This is a genomic window from Enterobacter cloacae complex sp. IR5402, from assembly GCF_049238125.1.
In the GTDB taxonomy this organism is placed as follows: Bacteria; Pseudomonadota; Gammaproteobacteria; order Enterobacterales; family Enterobacteriaceae; genus Enterobacter; species Enterobacter hormaechei_C.
The window spans coordinates 266,991-284,621 of sequence record NZ_JBMKHO010000003.1; the positions used below are offsets into that span (position 1 = coordinate 266,991).

General features: G+C 62.0%; 16 protein-coding genes. 10 read left to right on the top strand and 6 right to left on the bottom strand.

All coding sequences use genetic code 11. The features are described from left to right. The first annotated feature begins 10 nt into the window (after positions 1 to 10). A complete protein-coding gene (locus tag ACOTXL_RS07540) occupies positions 11 to 223 on the top strand; it encodes an MbtH family protein (protein WP_003858806.1) in 213 nt (70 codons plus the stop codon). Continuing rightward, positions 220 to 4,077 carry an enterobactin non-ribosomal peptide synthetase EntF gene (entF, locus tag ACOTXL_RS07545; protein WP_045350567.1) on the top strand — a complete coding sequence of 1,286 codons (3,858 nt, stop codon included), beginning with the start codon at positions 220 to 222 and terminating at the stop codon, positions 4,075 to 4,077. Before ACOTXL_RS07540 ends, entF begins: the two co-directional genes overlap by 4 nt. A gap of 88 nt (positions 4,078 to 4,165) precedes the next feature. On the opposite strand, the gene fepC is transcribed toward entF, so the two are convergent. The 3 genes from fepC to fepD are packed head-to-tail and all read right to left on the bottom strand — an operon-like array spanning position 4,166 to position 6,956. After that, positions 4,166 to 4,966: an iron-enterobactin ABC transporter ATP-binding protein gene (gene fepC, locus ACOTXL_RS07550; RefSeq protein ID WP_022650565.1), complete on the bottom strand. Its 801-nt coding sequence runs from the start codon at positions 4,964 to 4,966 to the stop codon at positions 4,166 to 4,168. Continuing rightward, positions 4,963 to 5,952, bottom strand: coding sequence for an iron-enterobactin ABC transporter permease (fepG, locus tag ACOTXL_RS07555; protein ID WP_072139725.1), 990 nt, complete (start codon positions 5,950 to 5,952; stop codon positions 4,963 to 4,965). Before fepG ends, fepC begins: the two co-directional genes overlap by 4 nt. After that, positions 5,952 to 6,956, bottom strand: coding sequence for a Fe(3+)-siderophore ABC transporter permease (gene fepD, locus ACOTXL_RS07560; RefSeq protein ID WP_022650567.1), 1,005 nt, complete (start codon positions 6,954 to 6,956; stop codon positions 5,952 to 5,954). The genes fepG and fepD overlap by 1 nt, the downstream gene beginning before the upstream one ends. A gap of 108 nt (positions 6,957 to 7,064) precedes the next feature. Here fepD and entS point away from each other — a divergent pair, with 108 nt between their 5' ends. Next, a complete protein-coding gene (gene entS / locus ACOTXL_RS07565) occupies positions 7,065 to 8,312 on the top strand; it encodes an enterobactin transporter EntS (protein WP_022650568.1) in 1,248 nt (415 codons plus the stop codon). Positions 8,313 to 8,358: 46 nt separating this feature from the next. On the opposite strand, the gene fepB is transcribed toward entS, so the two are convergent. After that, on the bottom strand, positions 8,359 to 9,318 hold the full coding sequence (gene fepB / locus ACOTXL_RS07570; protein WP_023324291.1) for a Fe2+-enterobactin ABC transporter substrate-binding protein: 960 nt from the start codon (positions 9,316 to 9,318) through the stop codon (positions 8,359 to 8,361). Between the two features lie 188 nt (positions 9,319 to 9,506). Here fepB and entC point away from each other — a divergent pair, with 188 nt between their 5' ends. The 7 genes from entC (at position 9,507) to ACOTXL_RS07605 (ending at position 16,899) form a co-directional block, all read left to right on the top strand. Beyond that, positions 9,507 to 10,682: an isochorismate synthase EntC gene (gene entC / locus ACOTXL_RS07575; RefSeq protein ID WP_023324292.1), complete on the top strand. Its 1,176-nt coding sequence runs from the start codon at positions 9,507 to 9,509 to the stop codon at positions 10,680 to 10,682. 9 nt (positions 10,683 to 10,691) lie between these two features. Further along, positions 10,692 to 12,302, top strand: coding sequence for a (2,3-dihydroxybenzoyl)adenylate synthase EntE (gene entE / locus ACOTXL_RS07580; RefSeq protein WP_023324293.1), 1,611 nt, complete (start codon positions 10,692 to 10,694; stop codon positions 12,300 to 12,302). A 10-nt stretch (positions 12,303 to 12,312) separates the two neighbouring features. Beyond that, positions 12,313 to 13,167 (top strand): isochorismatase, encoded by an 855-nt coding sequence (locus tag ACOTXL_RS07585; RefSeq protein WP_017382510.1) that lies wholly within the window; start codon positions 12,313 to 12,315, stop codon positions 13,165 to 13,167. Continuing rightward, complete coding sequence (gene entA, locus ACOTXL_RS07590; RefSeq protein WP_023324294.1) at positions 13,167 to 13,919, top strand: 2,3-dihydro-2,3-dihydroxybenzoate dehydrogenase EntA; 753 nt, start codon at positions 13,167 to 13,169, stop codon at positions 13,917 to 13,919. The genes ACOTXL_RS07585 and entA overlap by 1 nt, the downstream gene beginning before the upstream one ends. Continuing rightward, entirely contained in the window at positions 13,919 to 14,332 is a 414-nt protein-coding gene (gene entH / locus ACOTXL_RS07595) for a proofreading thioesterase EntH (RefSeq protein ID WP_015571173.1), read from the top strand. Before entA ends, entH begins: the two co-directional genes overlap by 1 nt. 149 nt (positions 14,333 to 14,481) lie before the next feature. Beyond that, positions 14,482 to 16,587, top strand: a complete 2,106-nt coding sequence (cstA, locus tag ACOTXL_RS07600) for a pyruvate/proton symporter CstA (RefSeq protein WP_015571172.1) — start codon at positions 14,482 to 14,484, stop codon at positions 16,585 to 16,587. Positions 16,588 to 16,701: 114 nt separating this feature from the next. Next, the gene (locus ACOTXL_RS07605) at positions 16,702 to 16,899 is read left to right on the top strand and encodes a YbdD/YjiX family protein (protein WP_006809671.1); all 198 of its coding nucleotides are present in this window, start codon (positions 16,702 to 16,704) and stop codon (positions 16,897 to 16,899) included. On the opposite strand, the gene ACOTXL_RS07610 is transcribed toward ACOTXL_RS07605, so the two are convergent. Then, the gene (locus ACOTXL_RS07610; RefSeq protein WP_023324295.1) at positions 16,896 to 17,300 is read right to left on the bottom strand and encodes a helix-turn-helix domain-containing protein; all 405 of its coding nucleotides are present in this window, start codon (positions 17,298 to 17,300) and stop codon (positions 16,896 to 16,898) included. The two genes, ACOTXL_RS07605 and ACOTXL_RS07610, sit on opposite strands and share 4 nt — an antisense overlap. Beyond that, positions 17,275 to 17,577, bottom strand: coding sequence for a type II toxin-antitoxin system RelE family toxin (locus ACOTXL_RS07615; protein WP_022647393.1), 303 nt, complete (start codon positions 17,575 to 17,577; stop codon positions 17,275 to 17,277). The genes ACOTXL_RS07610 and ACOTXL_RS07615 overlap by 26 nt, the downstream gene beginning before the upstream one ends. Positions 17,578 to 17,631 lie beyond the last annotated feature (54 nt).

A 17,631-nucleotide genomic window follows, 5' to 3' on the forward strand; every position in this document is an offset into this window, starting at 1 on the left:
CGGAGTCTGTATGGAATTCAGCAATCCTTTCGATAATCCGCAGGGACAGTTCGCCATTTTGCAAAATGACCAGGGGCAGTACAGCCTGTGGCCGCAGCAGTGCGAGTTGCCCGCGGGCTGGCGCGTGGTCTGCGAACCGCAATCTCAGGAGGCGTGCCAGCAGTGGCTGGCGGAACAGTGGCAGACGCTTGAGCCGTTTTATTTTGCGGGGGAGCGCGCATGAACCGTCTCCCTCTTGTCGCCGCCCAGCCGGGGATTTGGATGGCAGAGCAGCTTTCCTCCCTGCCAAACGCCTGGAGCGTCGCGCACTATACCGAGCTGAAAGGCGCTATCGATGCGCCATTGCTGGCAAAAGCCATCGCTGAAGGCATGATGCAGGCCGACACCCTGCGGATGCGTTTTGCCGAAGATAACGGTGAGGTGTGGCAGTGGATCGATGAGGCCATGCTCCTGCCGGAGCCGTCCATCGTGCGCGTTGACTCCCACGACGCCGCCGTGGCGCTGATGGAGGCCGATCTCAAGCAGAACCTGCGCGTCGACAGCGGTCAGCCGCTGGCGTTTCACCAGCTGATTCAAGTGGGAGAAAGCCACTGGTACTGGTATCAGCGGTATCATCATCTGGTGGTAGATGGCTTCAGTTTCCCGGCCATTACGCGTCAGATCGCCGCCATTTACGCTGCGTGGCAGAAAGGGGAACGCGCGCCCGCCTCCCCGTTTACCCCGTTCGCCGAGGTGGTGGAGGAGTACCAGCGCTATCGCGACAGTGAGGCGTATCAGCGCGACGGTGCTTTCTGGGCCGAACAGCGCCAACAGCTTCCTTCTCCGGTCTCGCTCTCTTCCGCGCCCCTGCCTGGACACGCCGCCACCACCGACATCCTGCGCCTGAAAATGGCGATGGACGGACGTGCTTTCAGCCAGCTTGCACAGATGGCAGGCCAGGCGCAGCGTACCGATCTGGCGCTTTCGCTGGTGGTGCTGTGGCTGGGCCGCCTGACCGGACGGCTGGACTACGCCGCCGGGTTTATCTTTATGCGCCGCATGGGCTCCGCCGCGCTGACCGCGACCGGACCGGTGCTCAACGTCCTGCCGCTGGCGGTGAATATTCGCCCGCACGAGAGCCTGCCGGAACTGGCGCTGCGCCTGGCGAACCAGCTGAAAAAGATGCGTCGCCATCAGCGTTACGACGCCGAACAGATCGTGCGCGACAGCGGACGTGCCGCAGGCGATGAAGCCCTGCTTGGTCCGGTGCTGAACGTCAAGGTGTTCGATTATCAGCTGGATATCGACGGCGTGGAGGCCATTACCCACACGCTGGCGACCGGCCCGGTGAACGATCTGGAGCTTGCGCTGTTCCCGGACGAGCAGGGCGGACTGAGCATTGAGATCCTCGCCAACGGGCAGCGTTACGACGAGGCGACGCTAAAGGGTCACGCGGCGCGGCTGAACGCAATGCTGACGCAGTTTGCCGCCAACCCGGACCTGCGCTGTGGCGACGTGGAAACCGTATCAGAGCAGGAGTATGCCCGGCTGGCGCGCATTAACGATACCGGGCTGGCGCTGCCGTCCACCACGCTGGCGGATCTGGTCGCGGAGCAGGCGAGCAAAACGCCGGACGCCCCCGCGCTGGCGGATGCCCATACTGAACTGAACTACCGCCAGATGCGCGAGCAGGTGGTCGCGCTGGCAAACCTGCTGCGCGCGCGCGGCGTGAAGCCGGGCGACAGCGTGGCGGTGGCCCTGCCGCGCTCGGTGTTCCTGACGTTAGCCTTGCACGGCATTGTGGAGGCGGGCGCCGCGTGGCTGCCGCTCGACACCGGCTACCCGGACGATCGCCTGCGGATGATGCTCGAGGACGCGAAGCCGTCCCTGCTCATTACCACCGACGAGCAGCTTCCGCGCTTTAGCGATCTGCCGATCGCCACCTTTAGTTACAACACACTATTACCGGCCACCGATGCTGAACCTCTGCGCCTGGCGAAGCCGGAGCAAACCGCGTACATCATCTTTACCTCCGGTTCGACAGGGCGTCCAAAAGGGGTGATGGTCGGCCATACCGCCATCGTTAACCGCCTGAAGTGGATGCAGGATCATTATCCACTGACGGCGCATGACGTGGTGGCGCAGAAAACGCCGTGCAGCTTTGACGTGTCGGTGTGGGAGTTCTGGTGGCCGTTTATCGCCGGGGCAAAGCTGGTGATGGCCGAGCCGGACGCGCACCGCGATCCGCAGGCGATGCAGAGCTTCTTCGCAGAATATGGCGTAACCACCACCCACTTCGTGCCGTCGATGCTGGCGGCGTTCGTCGCCTCACTGACGCCGGAAAACGCCCACTGTTGCAGGACGCTGAAGCAGGTGTTCTGTAGCGGCGAGGCGTTGCCGACTGCGCTGTGTCGCGAGTGGGAACAGCTCACCCATGCGCCGCTGCACAACCTCTATGGCCCGACCGAAGCGGCGGTGGACGTCAGCTGGTATCCGGCGTACGGCCCCGAGCTGGCGGCGGTGGAGGGCAACAGCGTGCCGATCGGTTTCCCGGTATGGAATACGGGGCTGCGCATTCTGGATGCGATGATGCGCCCGGTACCGTTCGGCGTGGCGGGGGATCTGTATCTCACCGGCATCCAGCTGGCGCAGGGGTATCTGGGACGCCCCGACCTTACCGCCAGCCGCTTTATCGCCGACCCGTTCGCGCCGGGCGAGCGGATGTACCGCACCGGTGACGTTGCCCGCTGGCTGGATAACGGCGCGGTGGAATATCTGGGCCGCAGCGACGACCAGCTGAAAATTCGCGGCCAGCGCATCGAGCTGGGTGAAATCGACCGGGCCATGCTTGCGCTGCCGGATGTGGCCCAGGCCGTGGCGCACGCCTGCGTGTTCAACCAGGCGGCAGCCACGGGTGGCGATGCCCGACAGCTGGTGGGGTACGTGGTTTCCGAATCCGGCTTACCGCTGGATCGCGACGCGCTGCTTGCATCACTCAAAGCCCAGCTGCCACCGCATATGGTGCCGGTGGTGCTGCTGCAAATCAGCGCGCTGCCGTTAAGCGCCAACGGCAAGCTGGATCGCAAGGCGCTGCCGCTGCCGGAGCTGACCAGCAAAACTTCCGGTCGCGCACCTGAGACGCAAACCGAAGTGGCCGTGGCGCAGGCGTTTTCTTCCCTGCTGGGCTGCGCGGTGAACGATATCGAGGCCGATTTCTTTGCCCTCGGCGGCCACTCGCTGCTGGCGATGCGCCTCGCGGCTCAGCTCAGCCGTGCGTTCAGCCGTAAGGTCACGCCGGGGCAGATTATGGTCGCCTCGACGGTAAGCAAGCTTAGCGCCCTGCTGGACTCGCAGATGAGCGACGAACAGGCGCAGCGTCTGGGGTATGAAACCCTTCTGCCGCTGCGTGAAAGCAACGGCCCGACGCTGTTCTGCTTCCATCCGGCGTCCGGCTTTGCCTGGCAGTTTAGCGTCCTGGCGCGCTACCTCAGCCCGCGCTGGTCCATCGTCGGCATTCAGTCGCCGCGGCCAAACGGCCCGATGCAGCAGTGCGCGGATCTCGATGGGGTGATCGAACATCATCTGAACACGTTGCGTAAGCAGCAGCCGCAGGGGCCGTATTACCTGTTCGGCTATTCCCTCGGCGGCACGCTGGCGCAGGGCATTGCGGCCCGCCTGCGCGAGCAGGGTGAAGCAGTGGCGTTCCTCGGCCTGCTGGATACCTGGCCGCCGGAAACCCAGAACTGGGCGGAGAAAGAGGCTAACGGCCTCGACCCGGCGGTGCTGGCAGAGATCGAGCGCGAGCGTCAGGCGTTTATCGCCGCCCAGCAGGGGCAGGGCTCCAGCGAGCTGTTTAACGCCATTGAGGGCAACTACGCCGACGCGGTGCGGCTGCTCACCACCGCGCACAGCGCGCGCTTTGACGGTAAAGCGACGCTGTTTGTCGCCGAGCGAACGCGAACCCTGGATCCTCAGGCCGCGTGGGCGCCGTGGGTGGGCGAGCTGGAGGTCTACAGCCAGGACTGCGCTCACGTGGATATTATTTCACCGCAGGCGTTTGAGAAAATTGGGCCGGTACTGAAGGAAATTTTAGGATAGTGCAAATGCCCCTCACCCTAACCCTCTCCCACGGGGAGAGGGGATGGTTTGCTCCCTCTCCCTGTGGGAGAGGGCCGGGGTGAGGGCATCAGACCGCACGTTTTCCAAGCGGCACCACCAACGGCGTACCCGCCACCGGATCGTCAATAATCATGCAGCGCATGCCGTAGATCCGCGCGATCAGCTCTGGCGTAACAATCTCCTTCGGCGCGCCCTGCGCCACAATCTCGCCGTCGCGCAGCGCAATCAGATGCGTCGCGTAGCGGCACGCCTGGTTTAAGTCGTGCAACACCGCCGCCAGGGTGTACCCCTGCGTACGGTTCAGCTCGCTCAGCAGCTCCAGCAGGTCAATCTGATGGCTGATATCCAGCCAGGTCGTCGGCTCGTCCAGCAGCATGATCGAGGTTTCCTGCGCCAGCACCATTGCGATCCACGCGCGCTGGCGCTGTCCGCCGGAGAGGGTATCGACGCTTTGCTGGGCCAGCTCGGTGATGCCCGTCGCCTGCATCGCGCGCTTCACGGCCTCGTCGTCCTCCTTGCGCCAGCGGGTAAACAGCGGCTGGTGCGGATAGCGCCCGCGGGAGACCAGCTCCTGCACGGTAATATCCCCCGGCGTGGTGGCGTTTTGCGCCAGCAGCCCAATTCGGCGCGCCACCTCTTTGCTGGCGAAGCGCTGGATCTGCTCCCCGTCGAGGAACACGCTGCCCTCAACCGGCGACATCAGGCGGCTCAGCGTGCGCAGCAATGTTGATTTGCCGCAGCCGTTTGGCCCGATAATGGCGGTGAAGTGGCCGTCCGGAATGGCGACGGATAAGTCCCGGGCAATGATTTTTTTGCCGTAGCCGAGGGTCAAGTTTTCGCCGCGCAAGCGGGTGGTTAAATCTGTCATTTCTTGCGTGACTCCTGAACGAGCAAGACGATGAGGTAAATCCCGCCGAGGCTGACGGTCACCACGCCCACCGGCAGTTGATAAGGCGTAAACAGCCGCTGGGCGCAGAGATCGGCGGCCAGCAGTAATACTGCACCGCACAGCGCCGCCTGGGTTAATCCCCAGCGCGCGGTGCCGCTAAGTCGCCGCGCGATATGCGGCGCGACAAGGGCAATAAACGAGATCGGCCCGGCGATGGCGGTAGACGCTGCGGTCAGCAAGACCGCCACCAGCATCAGCATCAGGCGCGAGCGCTCTACGCTCACGCCCAGCGCGCAGGCGCTGTCGTCGCCCATCTCCAGCAGCCGCATGCGCCTGACCAGCAGCAACGCGCCGATAAACATCAGGATAATCAGCGGCGCGGCGGGCCAGGTTTTTACCCACGTCAGACCGTTGAGGGAACCGGCGTACCACAGTCCGGCGGAGAGTGCGGTTTCCAGCGACGCCTGTAGCAGAAGCCAGGTGTTAAACGCCATCAGCATCGCGCGGATGCCGATCCCGATGATGATCAGGCGGAAGGTGTCGATGCCGTTGCGCCAGGCCAGGGCCCAGATAAGCAGGGAGGTGAGAATGCCGCCCGCCATCGCCGTAAAGGTAATGGCCGTGAGATGCTGCCCGAACAGCACCATCGCCACCAGCACGCCGCTCCACGCGCCGGTATTCAGGCCCATCACGTCCGGGCTGCCGAGGGGGTTACGCATCAGCGACTGGAATATCGCGCCGCTGACGCCAAGCGCCGCGCCAACCAGGATCGCCATTGCCACGCGCGGCAGTCGCCATTCGGTGACCACCATGGTGATGTTACGCGGCGCGCTGCCGGTGAGAGCGTGAAAGACCTGCGCGAAATCAAGCGTTACGGCACCGCTTTGCAGGCTCCAGACCGCCAGCAGCAGACAGGCGACGACCAGCAGGGCGACGCTGGTGAGTAAACGACGTGACGGGGCCATCATGCGCCACCCCCGCGTCTGCGTCGTACCAGGAAGATCAGCACCGGCGCGCCGATAAAGGCGCTGACCACCGAGACACGCAGTTCGCCCGGCACCAGCAGGCGGCCCAGCACGTCGGCAAACAGCAGCAGGGCAGGGGTCGCCAGCAGCGTTACCGGGAGGGACCAGCGGTGATCCGCCCCCACCAGCCAGCGCGCCATGTGCGGCATCATCAGGCCGATAAAGGCAATCGGGCCGACTACGGCGGTCGCGCTGCCGCACAGCACGGTGATGGCAAGCAGGCCCGTCAGCTGCGTACGCGCCACGCGGTTGCCGAGGGCGGTCGCGGTGTCACTGCCGAGGCTCAGGCTGTTCAGCGCCCGGCTTAAACAGAGCGCCACGGCGGCAGCGACGCTCGCCGGGATCACCACCACTTTTAAGGTTTCAAGGGTACGAATATCCAGCGAACCCGCCTGCCAGAAGCGCAGCTGGTCATACACGTCCGGGTTGAGCAGGGCGATGCCGTTGGACAAGCCTTCCAGTACCGCCGCGAGCGCTACGCCCGCCAGCGTTAAGCGTACCGGGCTGAGCTGTCCGCCGCCCTGGCTGCCGGTAAACGCCACCACCAGCGAGGCGGCCAGCGCGCCGCAGAAGGCCATCACCAGCTGTTCAGACGGAGAGGTGAAACCAAACAGCGCCGCGCCGAGCACAATGGCGAAACTGGCACCAGAGTTCACGCCGAGAATGCCAGGGTCCGCCAGCGGGTTGCGGGTGAGGGTTTGCATCAGGGCACCGGCAAGGCCGAGCGCACCACCGGCCAGCAGGCCGGCAAGGGTGCGGGGCAGGCGAGCGTCGAGCACGATGGTGCAGTCGGCGCTCTGACAGGTACCGGATAGCGCATCGACAATAACGGACGCGGGCAGCGGTTTTGCGCCGACCAGCAGGCTGAGTGCAATCGCAAGGATTAGCAGTAGCAATAAAACGGGCACGGCAAGGGCGCGCACCGCAGAAGAGGAAAACGACATAGCAACATCCATGATTTGATAATGATAGTGATTATCGTTATCTATCTTATTTGGCTATGTTAGCATGTGCGCCCATGGAATGGGTAGAAATAGACTCAAGGCTTTGTCATGAATCAAAAATCCTGGCTGCTTAACCTCAGCCTGCTCAAAACACACCCGGCGTATCGCGCCGTTTTTATCGCTCGCTTTATCTCCATTTTGTCCCTCGGTTTGCTTGGTGTGGCCGTGCCGGTGCAAATCCAGACCATCACTCACTCCAGCTGGCTGGTAGGGTTATCCGTCACCTTAACCGGCGGGGCGATGTTTATCGGCCTGATGGTGGGCGGCGTGCTGGCGGACCGATACGAGCGTAAAAAGCTTATCCTGCTGGCGCGCGGCACCTGCGGGGTGGGCTTTGTCGGGCTGTGTCTGAACGCCATGCTGCCGGAGCCGTCGCTGGTGGCCATTTACGTGCTGGGATTGTGGGACGGCTTTTTTGCTTCGTTAGGCGTGACGGCACTGCTGGCGGCCACGCCCGCGCTGGTCGGGCGCGAGAACCTGATGCAGGCGGGGGCGATCACCATGCTCACCGTGCGCCTCGGCTCGGTGATTTCGCCGATGGTCGGCGGTCTGCTGCTGGCGACCGGCAACGTGGCGTGGAACTACGGCCTTGCCGCAGCCGGAACCTTTATCACCACCCTGACGCTGCTGCGTCTGCCGCTCCTGCCACCGCCGCCGCAGCCGCGCGAGCATCCGCTGAAGTCCCTGATGGCCGCGATTCGTTTTCTGTTCAGCAACCCGTTGATTGGCGGCATTGCGCTGCTCGGCGGCCTGCTGACGATGGCGAGCGCCGTGCGCGTGCTGTACCCGGCGCTGGCGGGCGAGTGGCAGATGAGCGCCTCAGAGATTGGCGTGCTGTACGCCGCCATTCCGCTCGGCGCCGCGTGTGGGGCGCTGACCAGCGGCAACCTGGCGCAGAGCGCGAGACCGGGGCTGATCATGCTGGTGGCGACGCTGGCCTCGTTTATCGCGATTGGTTTCTTCAGCCTGATGCCGGTGTGGGCGCTGGGGGTGATGTGTCTGGTGATTTTTGGCTGGCTGAGCGCGGTCAGCTCGCTTTTACAGTACACCCTGATCCAGACCCAGACGCCGGAAGGGATGCTCGGGCGCATTAACGGCCTGTGGACCGCGCAGAACGTGACGGGCGATGCAATTGGCGCGGCGATCCTCGGCGGGATGGGGGCGATAATGACCCCGGTGGCGTCGGCGAGCAGCAGCGGGTTTGTGTTAGCGATGATTGGCGCGATCTTACTGGTGACGCTGGTGGAATTGCGGCGGTTCAGGCAGGAGGTTGCGTTGAACGACGGTGCGGCCTGATGCCCTCACCCCGGCCCTCTCCCACGGGGAGAGGGAGGAAAAATGCCTACTTAAACAACGCATTCAATCTGTCTAACACCAGCATCGCGCTGTAATAATCCAGGCGGAACGTCTCCGTTCCCAGCGCCCAGACGCGCTTGTTCTTCACCGACGGCAGATGCGCCAGCAGCGGATTGGCGTAAATCGCATTCACGTCTTTCTGGTCGCCGGCAAACACGAACAGCCCTTCGCCGTTCAGCCCCGTCGCCAGATTTTCTCCACCCAGCTGAATAATGTCGTGGCGCTTGCCCTGGCTTGTTGAGGTCTGCAAACCGGCAGGCAGGTCCGCCAGCGTAAAGCCCAGCTGGTGCAGCAGCTTGCCCTGCGCGGAGTCTGTCGTCCACAGGTTCGCCGTGTGTGCCGCGGCGGTGTAAACGATGGCGTTCACCGGCTGTGGCGGCAGCTTCATCTGCTGCTTCACCTGGGCGAGCTGTTTATCGAAGGCAGCGATGCGCTCTGCGGCCTGTGTCTCCTGCCCGGTGATCGTCCCCAGCTGGGTCAGCAGTTCCTGCCAGCTTTTGTCGTCGTAATTGATGATAAGCGTCGGCGCGATGGCGGAAAGCTGATCGTAGAGCGCAAGCGCGGAATCCCCGCCTGTGGCGCTGATCAAAATCAGGTCCGGCATCTGGGCCGCGACCGCTTCGGCGCTCGGCTCGCCGATGTACAGCCGGGCAACCTTACGCTGCTTCGCGATATCGCCCCACTGACGTAAAAAGCCCTGCGCATCCGCCACGCGGTTGTTCGGCGTGGTCGCTCCGCTGGCAATGACCGGCGCGTCAATGGCCAGCAGGGAGCCGGTTAAGGTCACGCTGGTGGAGACAATGCGCGTCGGTTTGCTCTCAAGCGTGTGAACGCCGCGGCTGTCGGAGACCTGGCGCGGCCAGTCGTCGGCGGCGGCTGAGGTTAGTCCTAAAACAAAAAGTCCTGTTAAAAGAAGGGCATTGCGGCAAACGGCAGCGATTTTCACAGAGCGGCATCCTGATTTTATTGAAGATAATGCTTCTCATTTTCAGGGCTGTAGGGAAGGGATGCAAGCGTTTGTCGCACAAGTTATTTGCCCGACGGTTGACAGCGGGGCGATGTGGGATTAGGTTAGCCGACGAAAATATAAATGATAATCATTATTGCTTCTTTTATCATTTTAAGGAGGATGATATGGACACGTCCCTGGCTGAGGAAGTTCAGCACACCGCGACTACGCTGCAAGCAGATAGCTTTTTCTTTATGTCGCCTTACCGCAGTTTTACCACGTCCGGCTGTTTTGCCCGTTTTTCTGAACCCGCCGTCGGCGGTGACGATCCGGCGGGTCCCTTTCAGCAGAAATTAGCTCAGGCTTTCCGGAATGCGAAAAACAGCGGCATTGCCCATCCGGTGATGGTAGGGGCGATCCCCTTCGATACCCGCAAACCGTCATCGCTGTTTATTCCGCAACGCTGGCAAACCTTCTCCCGCCCGGCGCGTCAGCAGTCCGCACGCTACGCCTCCGGCGCGCAGACGCTGAACGTGCAACAACGCACCGAGATCCCGCCGCAGCCGATTTTCGAGGAGATGGTGGCCCGCGCCGCGTCGCTCACCGCCACGCCGCAGGTGAATAAGGTGGTGCTGTCGCGCCTGATTGATATTGCCACCGACAAACAGATTGATAGCAGCGCGCTGATGGAGCGTCTTATCGCCCAGAACCCGGCGAGCTTTAACTTCCACGTACCGCTGGAAGACGGCGGCGTGCTGCTGGGCGCCAGCCCGGAACTGCTGCTGCGTAAAGAGGGCGCGCACTTTAGTTCGCTGCCGCTGGCGGGCTCTGCGCGCCGTCAGCCGGACGATGTGCTGGATCGCGAAGCGGGCACTAAGCTGCTGGCCTCCGAAAAAGACCGTCACGAGCACGACCTGGTAACCCAGGCGATGAAAACCATTCTGGAACCGCGCAGCCATCATTTGAGCATGCCGGCTTCCCCGCAGCTCATTACCACCCCAACGCTGTGGCATCTGGCCACGCCGGTTGAGGGTGACGCGCGTGAAAACGAGAACGCCCTGACGCTGGCCTGCCTGCTGCACCCGACCCCGGCCCTGAGCGGTTTCCCGCATCAGGCGGCAAAAGAACTCATTGCCGAGCTGGAGCCCTTCGACCGCGAACTGTTCGGCGGCATTGTTGGCTGGTGCGACAGCGAAGGTAACGGCGAGTGGGTGGTAACTATCCGCTGCGCGCGGCTGCATCAAAATACCGTTCGCCTGTTTGCCGGCGCGGGCATTGTGCCTGCTTCCTCCCCGGTGGGCGAGTGGCGCGAGACGGGCGTGAAGCTCTCCACCATGCTCAACGTGTTTGGTTTGCACTAAGGAATACTCATGACCATCCCTTTTACCCGCTGGCCTGAGGATTTTGCCCGGCGCTACCGTGAAAAAGGCTACTGGCAGGATCTGCCGCTGACCCACATCCTGACGGACCATGCGGACAGCGATGCGGTCGCGATAATTGACGGCGATCGCCGCATTACCTACCGCGCGTTTAATCAGGCGGTGACGAATCTGGCGTCCGCCCTTCAGGCGCAGGGGCTGCATCGCGGCGAGACCGCGCTGGTGCAGCTCGGCAACGTGGCCGAGTTCTACATCACCTTCTTCGCGCTACTGCAAATCGGCGTCGCGCCGGTCAACGCGCTCTTTAGCCATCAGCGCAGTGAACTCAACGCCTACGCGGAGCAGATCAAACCCGCCGTACTGATTGCCGATCGCGACCACGCGCTGTTCTCGGGCGATGATTTTCTCAACACCTTTGTGGATGCGCATCGCTCGGTACGCGTTGTGCTGCTACGCGGCGATAAGGGCGAACACGCGCTGGAGGCGGCGATTTCACGCCCGGCGGACAATTTCATCCCGAACCCGACGCCCGCCGACGAAGTGGCGTTCTTCCAGCTCTCCGGCGGCAGCACCGGCACGCCGAAGCTGATCCCGCGTACGCACAACGACTACGACTACAGCATTCGCCGCAGCAACGAAATCTGCGGTATCACTGCGCACACCCGCTATCTGAACGCGCTTCCCGCGGCGCACAACTACGCCATGAGTTCGCCGGGATCGTTAGGCGTTTTCACGGCGGGCGGCTGCGTGGTGCTGGCGAACGATCCGAGCGCCACGCTCTGCTTCCCGCTGATTGAGCAGCATCAGATCAACGTCACCTCGCTGGTGCCGCCCGCGGTCAGCCTGTGGTTGCAGGCGATTGCCGACGGCGCGGGGAACGCCCAGCTGAAATCCCTCGAACTGCTCCAGGTAGGCGGCGCACGTCTCTCCGCCACGCTTGCGGCGCGCATTCCGGCGGAAATTGGCTGCCAGCTTCAGCAGGTGTTTGGCATGGCGGAAGGGCTGGTGAACTACACCGCCCTCGACGATGCGCCGGAGCGCATCATCAATACCCAGGGCCGCCCGATGTGCCCGGACGACGAAGTGTGGGTGGCGGACGAGGACGGCAACCCGCTGCCGCGCGGGGAAGTCGGACGCCTGATGACGCGCGGCCCGTACACCTTCCGCGGCTATTTCAACAGCCCGGAACACAACGCCAGCGCCTTTGATGCCAACGGTTTCTACTGCTCGGGCGATCTGATCGCCATCGACGAGCAGGGTTACATCACCGTGCAGGGGCGCGAGAAAGATCAGATCAACCGCGGTGGCGAGAAGATCGCCGCCGAAGAGATCGAAAACCTGCTGCTGCGCCACGACGCGGTGATCCACGCCGCGCTGGTGAGCATGGAGGACAGCCTGCTGGGCGAAAAAAGCTGCGCGTACCTGGTGGTGAAACAGCCCCTGCGCGCGGTGGAGGTGCGACGCTTCCTGCGCGAGCAGGGCGTTGCCGAATTTAAGCTGCCGGACCGCGTGGAGAGCGTGGATGCGCTTCCGCTCACGCCGGTCGGCAAAGTTGATAAGAAACAGTTGCGCCTGTGGCTTGCTGAACGCGCCCGGGGCTGAGGAACAGAGAATGGCCATTCCTAAATTAACCGCATACGCGCTGCCAACCGCCGCCGAACTGCCGACCAGTAAAGTGAACTGGGCGTTTGAACCGGAGCGCGCCGCGCTGCTGATCCACGATATGCAGGAGTACTTCCTGAACTTCTGGGGCGAAAATAGCGACATGATGCAGCAGGTAGTGGCGAACATCGCTAAACTGCGCGCGTACTGCAAAGAGCACAATATTCCGGTGTACTACACCGCGCAGCCGAAAGATCAGAGCGATGAAGACCGTGCCCTGCTGAACGACATGTGGGGGCCGGGCCTGACCCGTTCGCCGGAGCAGCAGCGCATCGTCGCCGAGCTGACCCCGGATGAAGCGGACACCGTGCTGGTGAAGTGGCGCTACAGCGCGTTTCACCGCTCGCCGCTGGAGCAGATGCTGAAAGAGACCGGGCGCAACCAGCTTTTGATCACCGGCGTATACGCCCACATCGGCTGCATGACCACCGCCACCGACGCCTTTATGCGCGACATTAAACCGTTCTTTATCGCCGACGCGCTGGCGGATTTCACCCGCGACGAGCACCTGATGTCGCTGAAATACGTGGCCGGACGTTCGGGCCGCGTGGTGATGACCGACGAGCTGCTGCCGTCCGTTCCGGCAACGAAAGCCGCGCTGCGTGAGCTGATCCTGCCGCTGCTGGACGAGTCCGACGAGCCGATGGATGACGAAAACCTGATCGACTACGGTCTGGATTCAGTACGGATGATGGCGCTCGCCGCCCGCTGGCGCAAAGTGCACGGCGACATTGATTTCGTGATGCTGGCAAAAAATCCGACCCTCGATGCCTGGTGGGCGCTGCTCTCCCGCGAGGTGAAGTGATGGCTTTTGATTTTACCGGTAAAACCGTCTGGGTGACGGGCGCGGGTAAGGGCATTGGCTATGCGACCGCGCTGGCATTTGTGGAGGCCGGGGCGCAGGTGACCGGGTTCGATCTGGCTTTCCCTCACGGCGAATATCCGTTTGCCACCGAAACGCTGGACGTGGCGGATGCGGCGCAGGCGAGTGACGTCTGCGGGCGTTTGCTCAGCAGCCTTGAGCGGCTCGACGTGCTGGTTAACGCAGCGGGCATTCTGCGTATGGGCGCGACGGATCAGCTTTCGCCGGAGGACTGGCAGCAGACCTTTGCGGTCAACGTCGGCGGCGCGTTCAACCTGTTCCAGCAGACGATGGGCCAGTTCCGTCGTCAGCAGGGTGGGGCGATTGTGACGGTGGCCTCTGACGCGGCGCACACGCCGCGCATCGGCATGAGCGCCTACGGCGCGTCGAAAGCGGCGCTGAAAAGCCTGGCGCTGACAGTCGGGCTGGAACTGGCGGGCAGCGGCGTACGCTGTAACCTGGTGTCGCCGGGTTCAACGGATACCGACATGCAGCGCACCCTGTGGACCAGCGACGATGCGGAACAGCGGCGCATTCGCGGCTTTGGCGAGCAGTTCAAGCTTGGCATTCCGCTCGGTAAAATTGCCCGTCCGCAGGAGATTGCTGCGACCGTGCTGTTCCTGGCATCCGATGCCGCCAGCCATATCACCTTGCAGGATATCGTGGTGGACGGCGGCTCCACGCTGGGGGCGTAATGATCTGGAAACGTCATTTAACGCTCGAGGAGCTGAACGCCACCAGCCTGAATACGATGGTGGGGCACCTTGGCATCGTCTATACCCGCCTCGGGGACGATACGCTGGAAGCGGAGATGCCGGTGGATGCGCGCACCCATCAGCCGTTTGGCCTGCTGCACGGCGGCGCCTCGGCGGCGCTGGCGGAAACGCTGGGCTCGATGGCCGGTTTTCTGATGACCCGTGACGGGCAGAACGTGGTGGGTACGGAACTGAATGCCACGCACCACCGCGCAGTCTCACACGGTAAGGTACGCGGCGTGTGTCAGCCGCTGCATCTGGGCCGTTCCAGCCAGAGCTGGGAGATCGTGGTGTTCGACGAGCAGGGACGGCGGTGCTGTACCTGTCGGTTGAGTACGATGGTGTTGGGGTAAGTCATTCAGCTGAAAGTGATCGGCTTAACACTGTGGTGTAAATCTCTGGTTTGACCACGCATTATTGCGTTTCAAAGTTGTTAAATTTTACCCGTTGTTCTAGAAACAAAATGTAACATCTCACTGTTTCACAACAACGGACAACAACTATGAACAACTCAGGGAAATACCTTACGTGGGCGGTGCTCTCCGTGGTGGGAGCCTTTGCCCTGGGCTATATCGCCCTCAACCGGGGGGAGCAGATCAACGCGCTGTGGATCGTCGTCGCCTCCGTCTGCATTTATCTGATCGCATACCGTTTTTATGGCCGCTATATCGCAAAGACGGTGCTGGGCGTAGACGGCACGCGCATGACGCCTGCCGTGCGCCACAACGATGGTCTGGACTACGTGCCGACCGATAAAAAAGTGCTGTTCGGTCACCATTTCGCGGCGATTGCCGGGGCAGGCCCGCTGGTGGGGCCGGTACTGGCCGCGCAGATGGGCTACCTGCCGGGGATGATCTGGATCCTCGCGGGGGTGGTGCTGGCGGGCGCGGTGCAGGACTTCATGGTGCTGTTCGTCTCCACCCGTCGCGACGGTCGTTCGCTGGGTGAGCTGGTGAAAGAAGAGATGGGGGCAACCGCCGGGGTGATTGCGCTGGTGGCGACCTTTATGATCATGGTGATCATCCTCGCGGTGCTGGCGATGATCGTGGTGAAAGCCTTGACCCACAGCCCGTGGGGAACCTATACCGTCGCCTTCACCATACCGCTGGCGCTGTTCATGGGGATCTACATTCGCTACCTGCGTCCGGGGCGCATTGGTGAAGTGTCGGTGATTGGCCTGGTATTCCTCGTGTTCGCCATTATCTCCGGCGGCTGGGTGGCGGAAAGCCCGACCTGGGCACCGTTCTTCGACTTCACCGGCGTGCAGCTGACCTGGATGCTGGTAGGCTACGGCTTCGTGGCGGCGGTGCTGCCGGTATGGCTGCTGCTGGCCCCGCGTGACTACCTCTCTACCTTCCTGAAAATCGGCACCATCGTCGGGCTGGCGATCGGCATTCTGATTATGCGCCCGACCCTGACCATGCCTGCGCTGACCAAATTTATCGACGGTACCGGCCCGGTCTGGACCGGCAACCTGTTCCCGTTCCTGTTTATCACCATCGCCTGTGGGGCGGTGTCGGGCTTCCACGCGCTGATTGCCTCCGGGACCACGCCGAAGATGCTGGCGAATGAGAATCAGGCCTGCCTGATTGGCTACGGCGGCATGCTGATGGAGTCCTTCGTGGCGATTATGGCGCTGGTTTCGGCCTGTATTATTGACCCGGGCGTGTATTTCGCGATGAACAGCCCGATGGCGGTCCTGGCTCCGGCGGGCACCGTTGACGTGGTCGCCTCTGCCGCGCAGGTGGTGAGCGGCTGGGGCTTTGCGATTACCCCTGAAACGTTGACGCATATCGCTAATGAGGTCGGCGAGCAGTCGATTATCTCCCGCGCAGGCGGGGCGCCAACGCTGGCGGTGGGCATGGCCTACATCCTGCACGGCGCGCTGGGCGGGCTGATGGATGTCTCGTTCTGGTATCACTTCGCCATTCTGTTCGAGGCGCTGTTTATTCTGACGGCGGTGGATGCCGGTACCCGTGCGGCGCGCTTTATGTTGCAGGATCTGCTGGGGGTGATCTCCCCGAACCTGAAACGTACCGATTCACTCCCGGCTAACCTGCTGGCGACAGCGCTGTGCGTGCTGGCGTGGGGCTACTTCCTGCATCAGGGCGTGGTCGACCCGCTGGGCGGGATTAACACCCTGTGGCCGCTGTTCGGTATCGCCAACCAGATGCTGGCGGGCATGGCCCTGATGCTCTGCGCGGTAGTGCTGTTCAAGATGAAGCGCCAGCGTTACGCATGGGTGGCGCTGGTGCCAACGGCGTGGCTGCTGATCTGTACCCTGACCGCGGGCTGGCAGAAAGCCTTCAGCCCGGACAACAAGGTGGGCTTCCTGGCGATCGCCAATAAGTTCCAGGCGATGATCGACAGCGGTAAGATCCCGGCACAGTACACCGAATCTCAGCTGTCGCAGCTGGTGTTTAACAACCGTCTGGACGCCGGGCTGACCATCTTCTTTATGGTGGTGGTTGTGGTGCTGGCGTTGTATTCTCTGAAAACCGCGCTGGCGGCGTTGAAAGTCGACAAACCGACGGCGAAAGAGACGCCGTATGAGCCAATGCCTGAGAACCTGGACGAGATTGTCACCCAGGCGAAAGGGGCGCATTAACATTACCAAACCCCCTCACCCCAGCCCTCTCCCCAAAGGGGAGAGGGTGTTAAAGTTCCCTCTCCCCTTTGGGGAGAGGGTCAGGGTGAGGGGAATACAAACGAGAAACTGATTATGTTCGACACCCTTTCCAAAGCAGGTAAATACCTGGGCCAGGCCGCTAAAATGATGATTGGCGTGCCGGATTACGACAACTACGTCGAGCATATGCGCGTCAACCACCCGGACCAGACGCCCATGACCTACGAAGAATTTTTCCGCGACCGTCAGGACGCCCGCTACGGCGGCAAGGGCGGGGCGAAGTGCTGTTAACCCTCTTTCGGTAAATAGAGGCTGATCTGCTCCTGTTTACAGCCGTAAAGTGCCGCCAGCTTTTCGCGGGTGCGCTTTTGCGGTCGGGAGTCCAGCGCTTCCAGCTGTGACACGGCGGACTGGCTGATGCCAAGCTTCTCCGCCACCTCCTGCTGGGACATGCCGCGTAAAATGCGCCAGGCGGCCTGTAGGCTGACGTTCTCGTTATGCATGATGTCGCACACTTCACCCGGTAAACCTACGTTATCGTAGATGTCTGATTCGTAAGGGATGTCTTCCCAGTCGTTTTCATCATCGTCATCGTACTCAAGCATGGCTAAACGCATGCGAAAATATTCACCGTAGGGTATGACAACATACTGTTTTTTTCCTTCTTCATCCTTGATGAACTGAATAGTCATATTCCGTATGCTCCTCATGAAGGTAGGTAGTGGTTGTCCGGCGTTTTACTGCCACTACGTAGCAGATATCACCCGGCGGGTCTCCGAAGGTGTAAATGACCCTGTAATCACCTAATCGCAACCTGTAGTGGTTTTCGGGAGAAGATAATTTCTTGATATCCGCGACAGGTGATGTTTTATCGTCCATCTTCTCCAGCCTGAATTTAATGCGGTTCTGATATCGAGGATCGATTTTAGAAAACTGCTTCTCTGCTGTTTTAGACCACACAATCTTCATCCGTACCTCCACTGTACGCCCACACAAAATATAAGGAAATAATAAGACTATTAG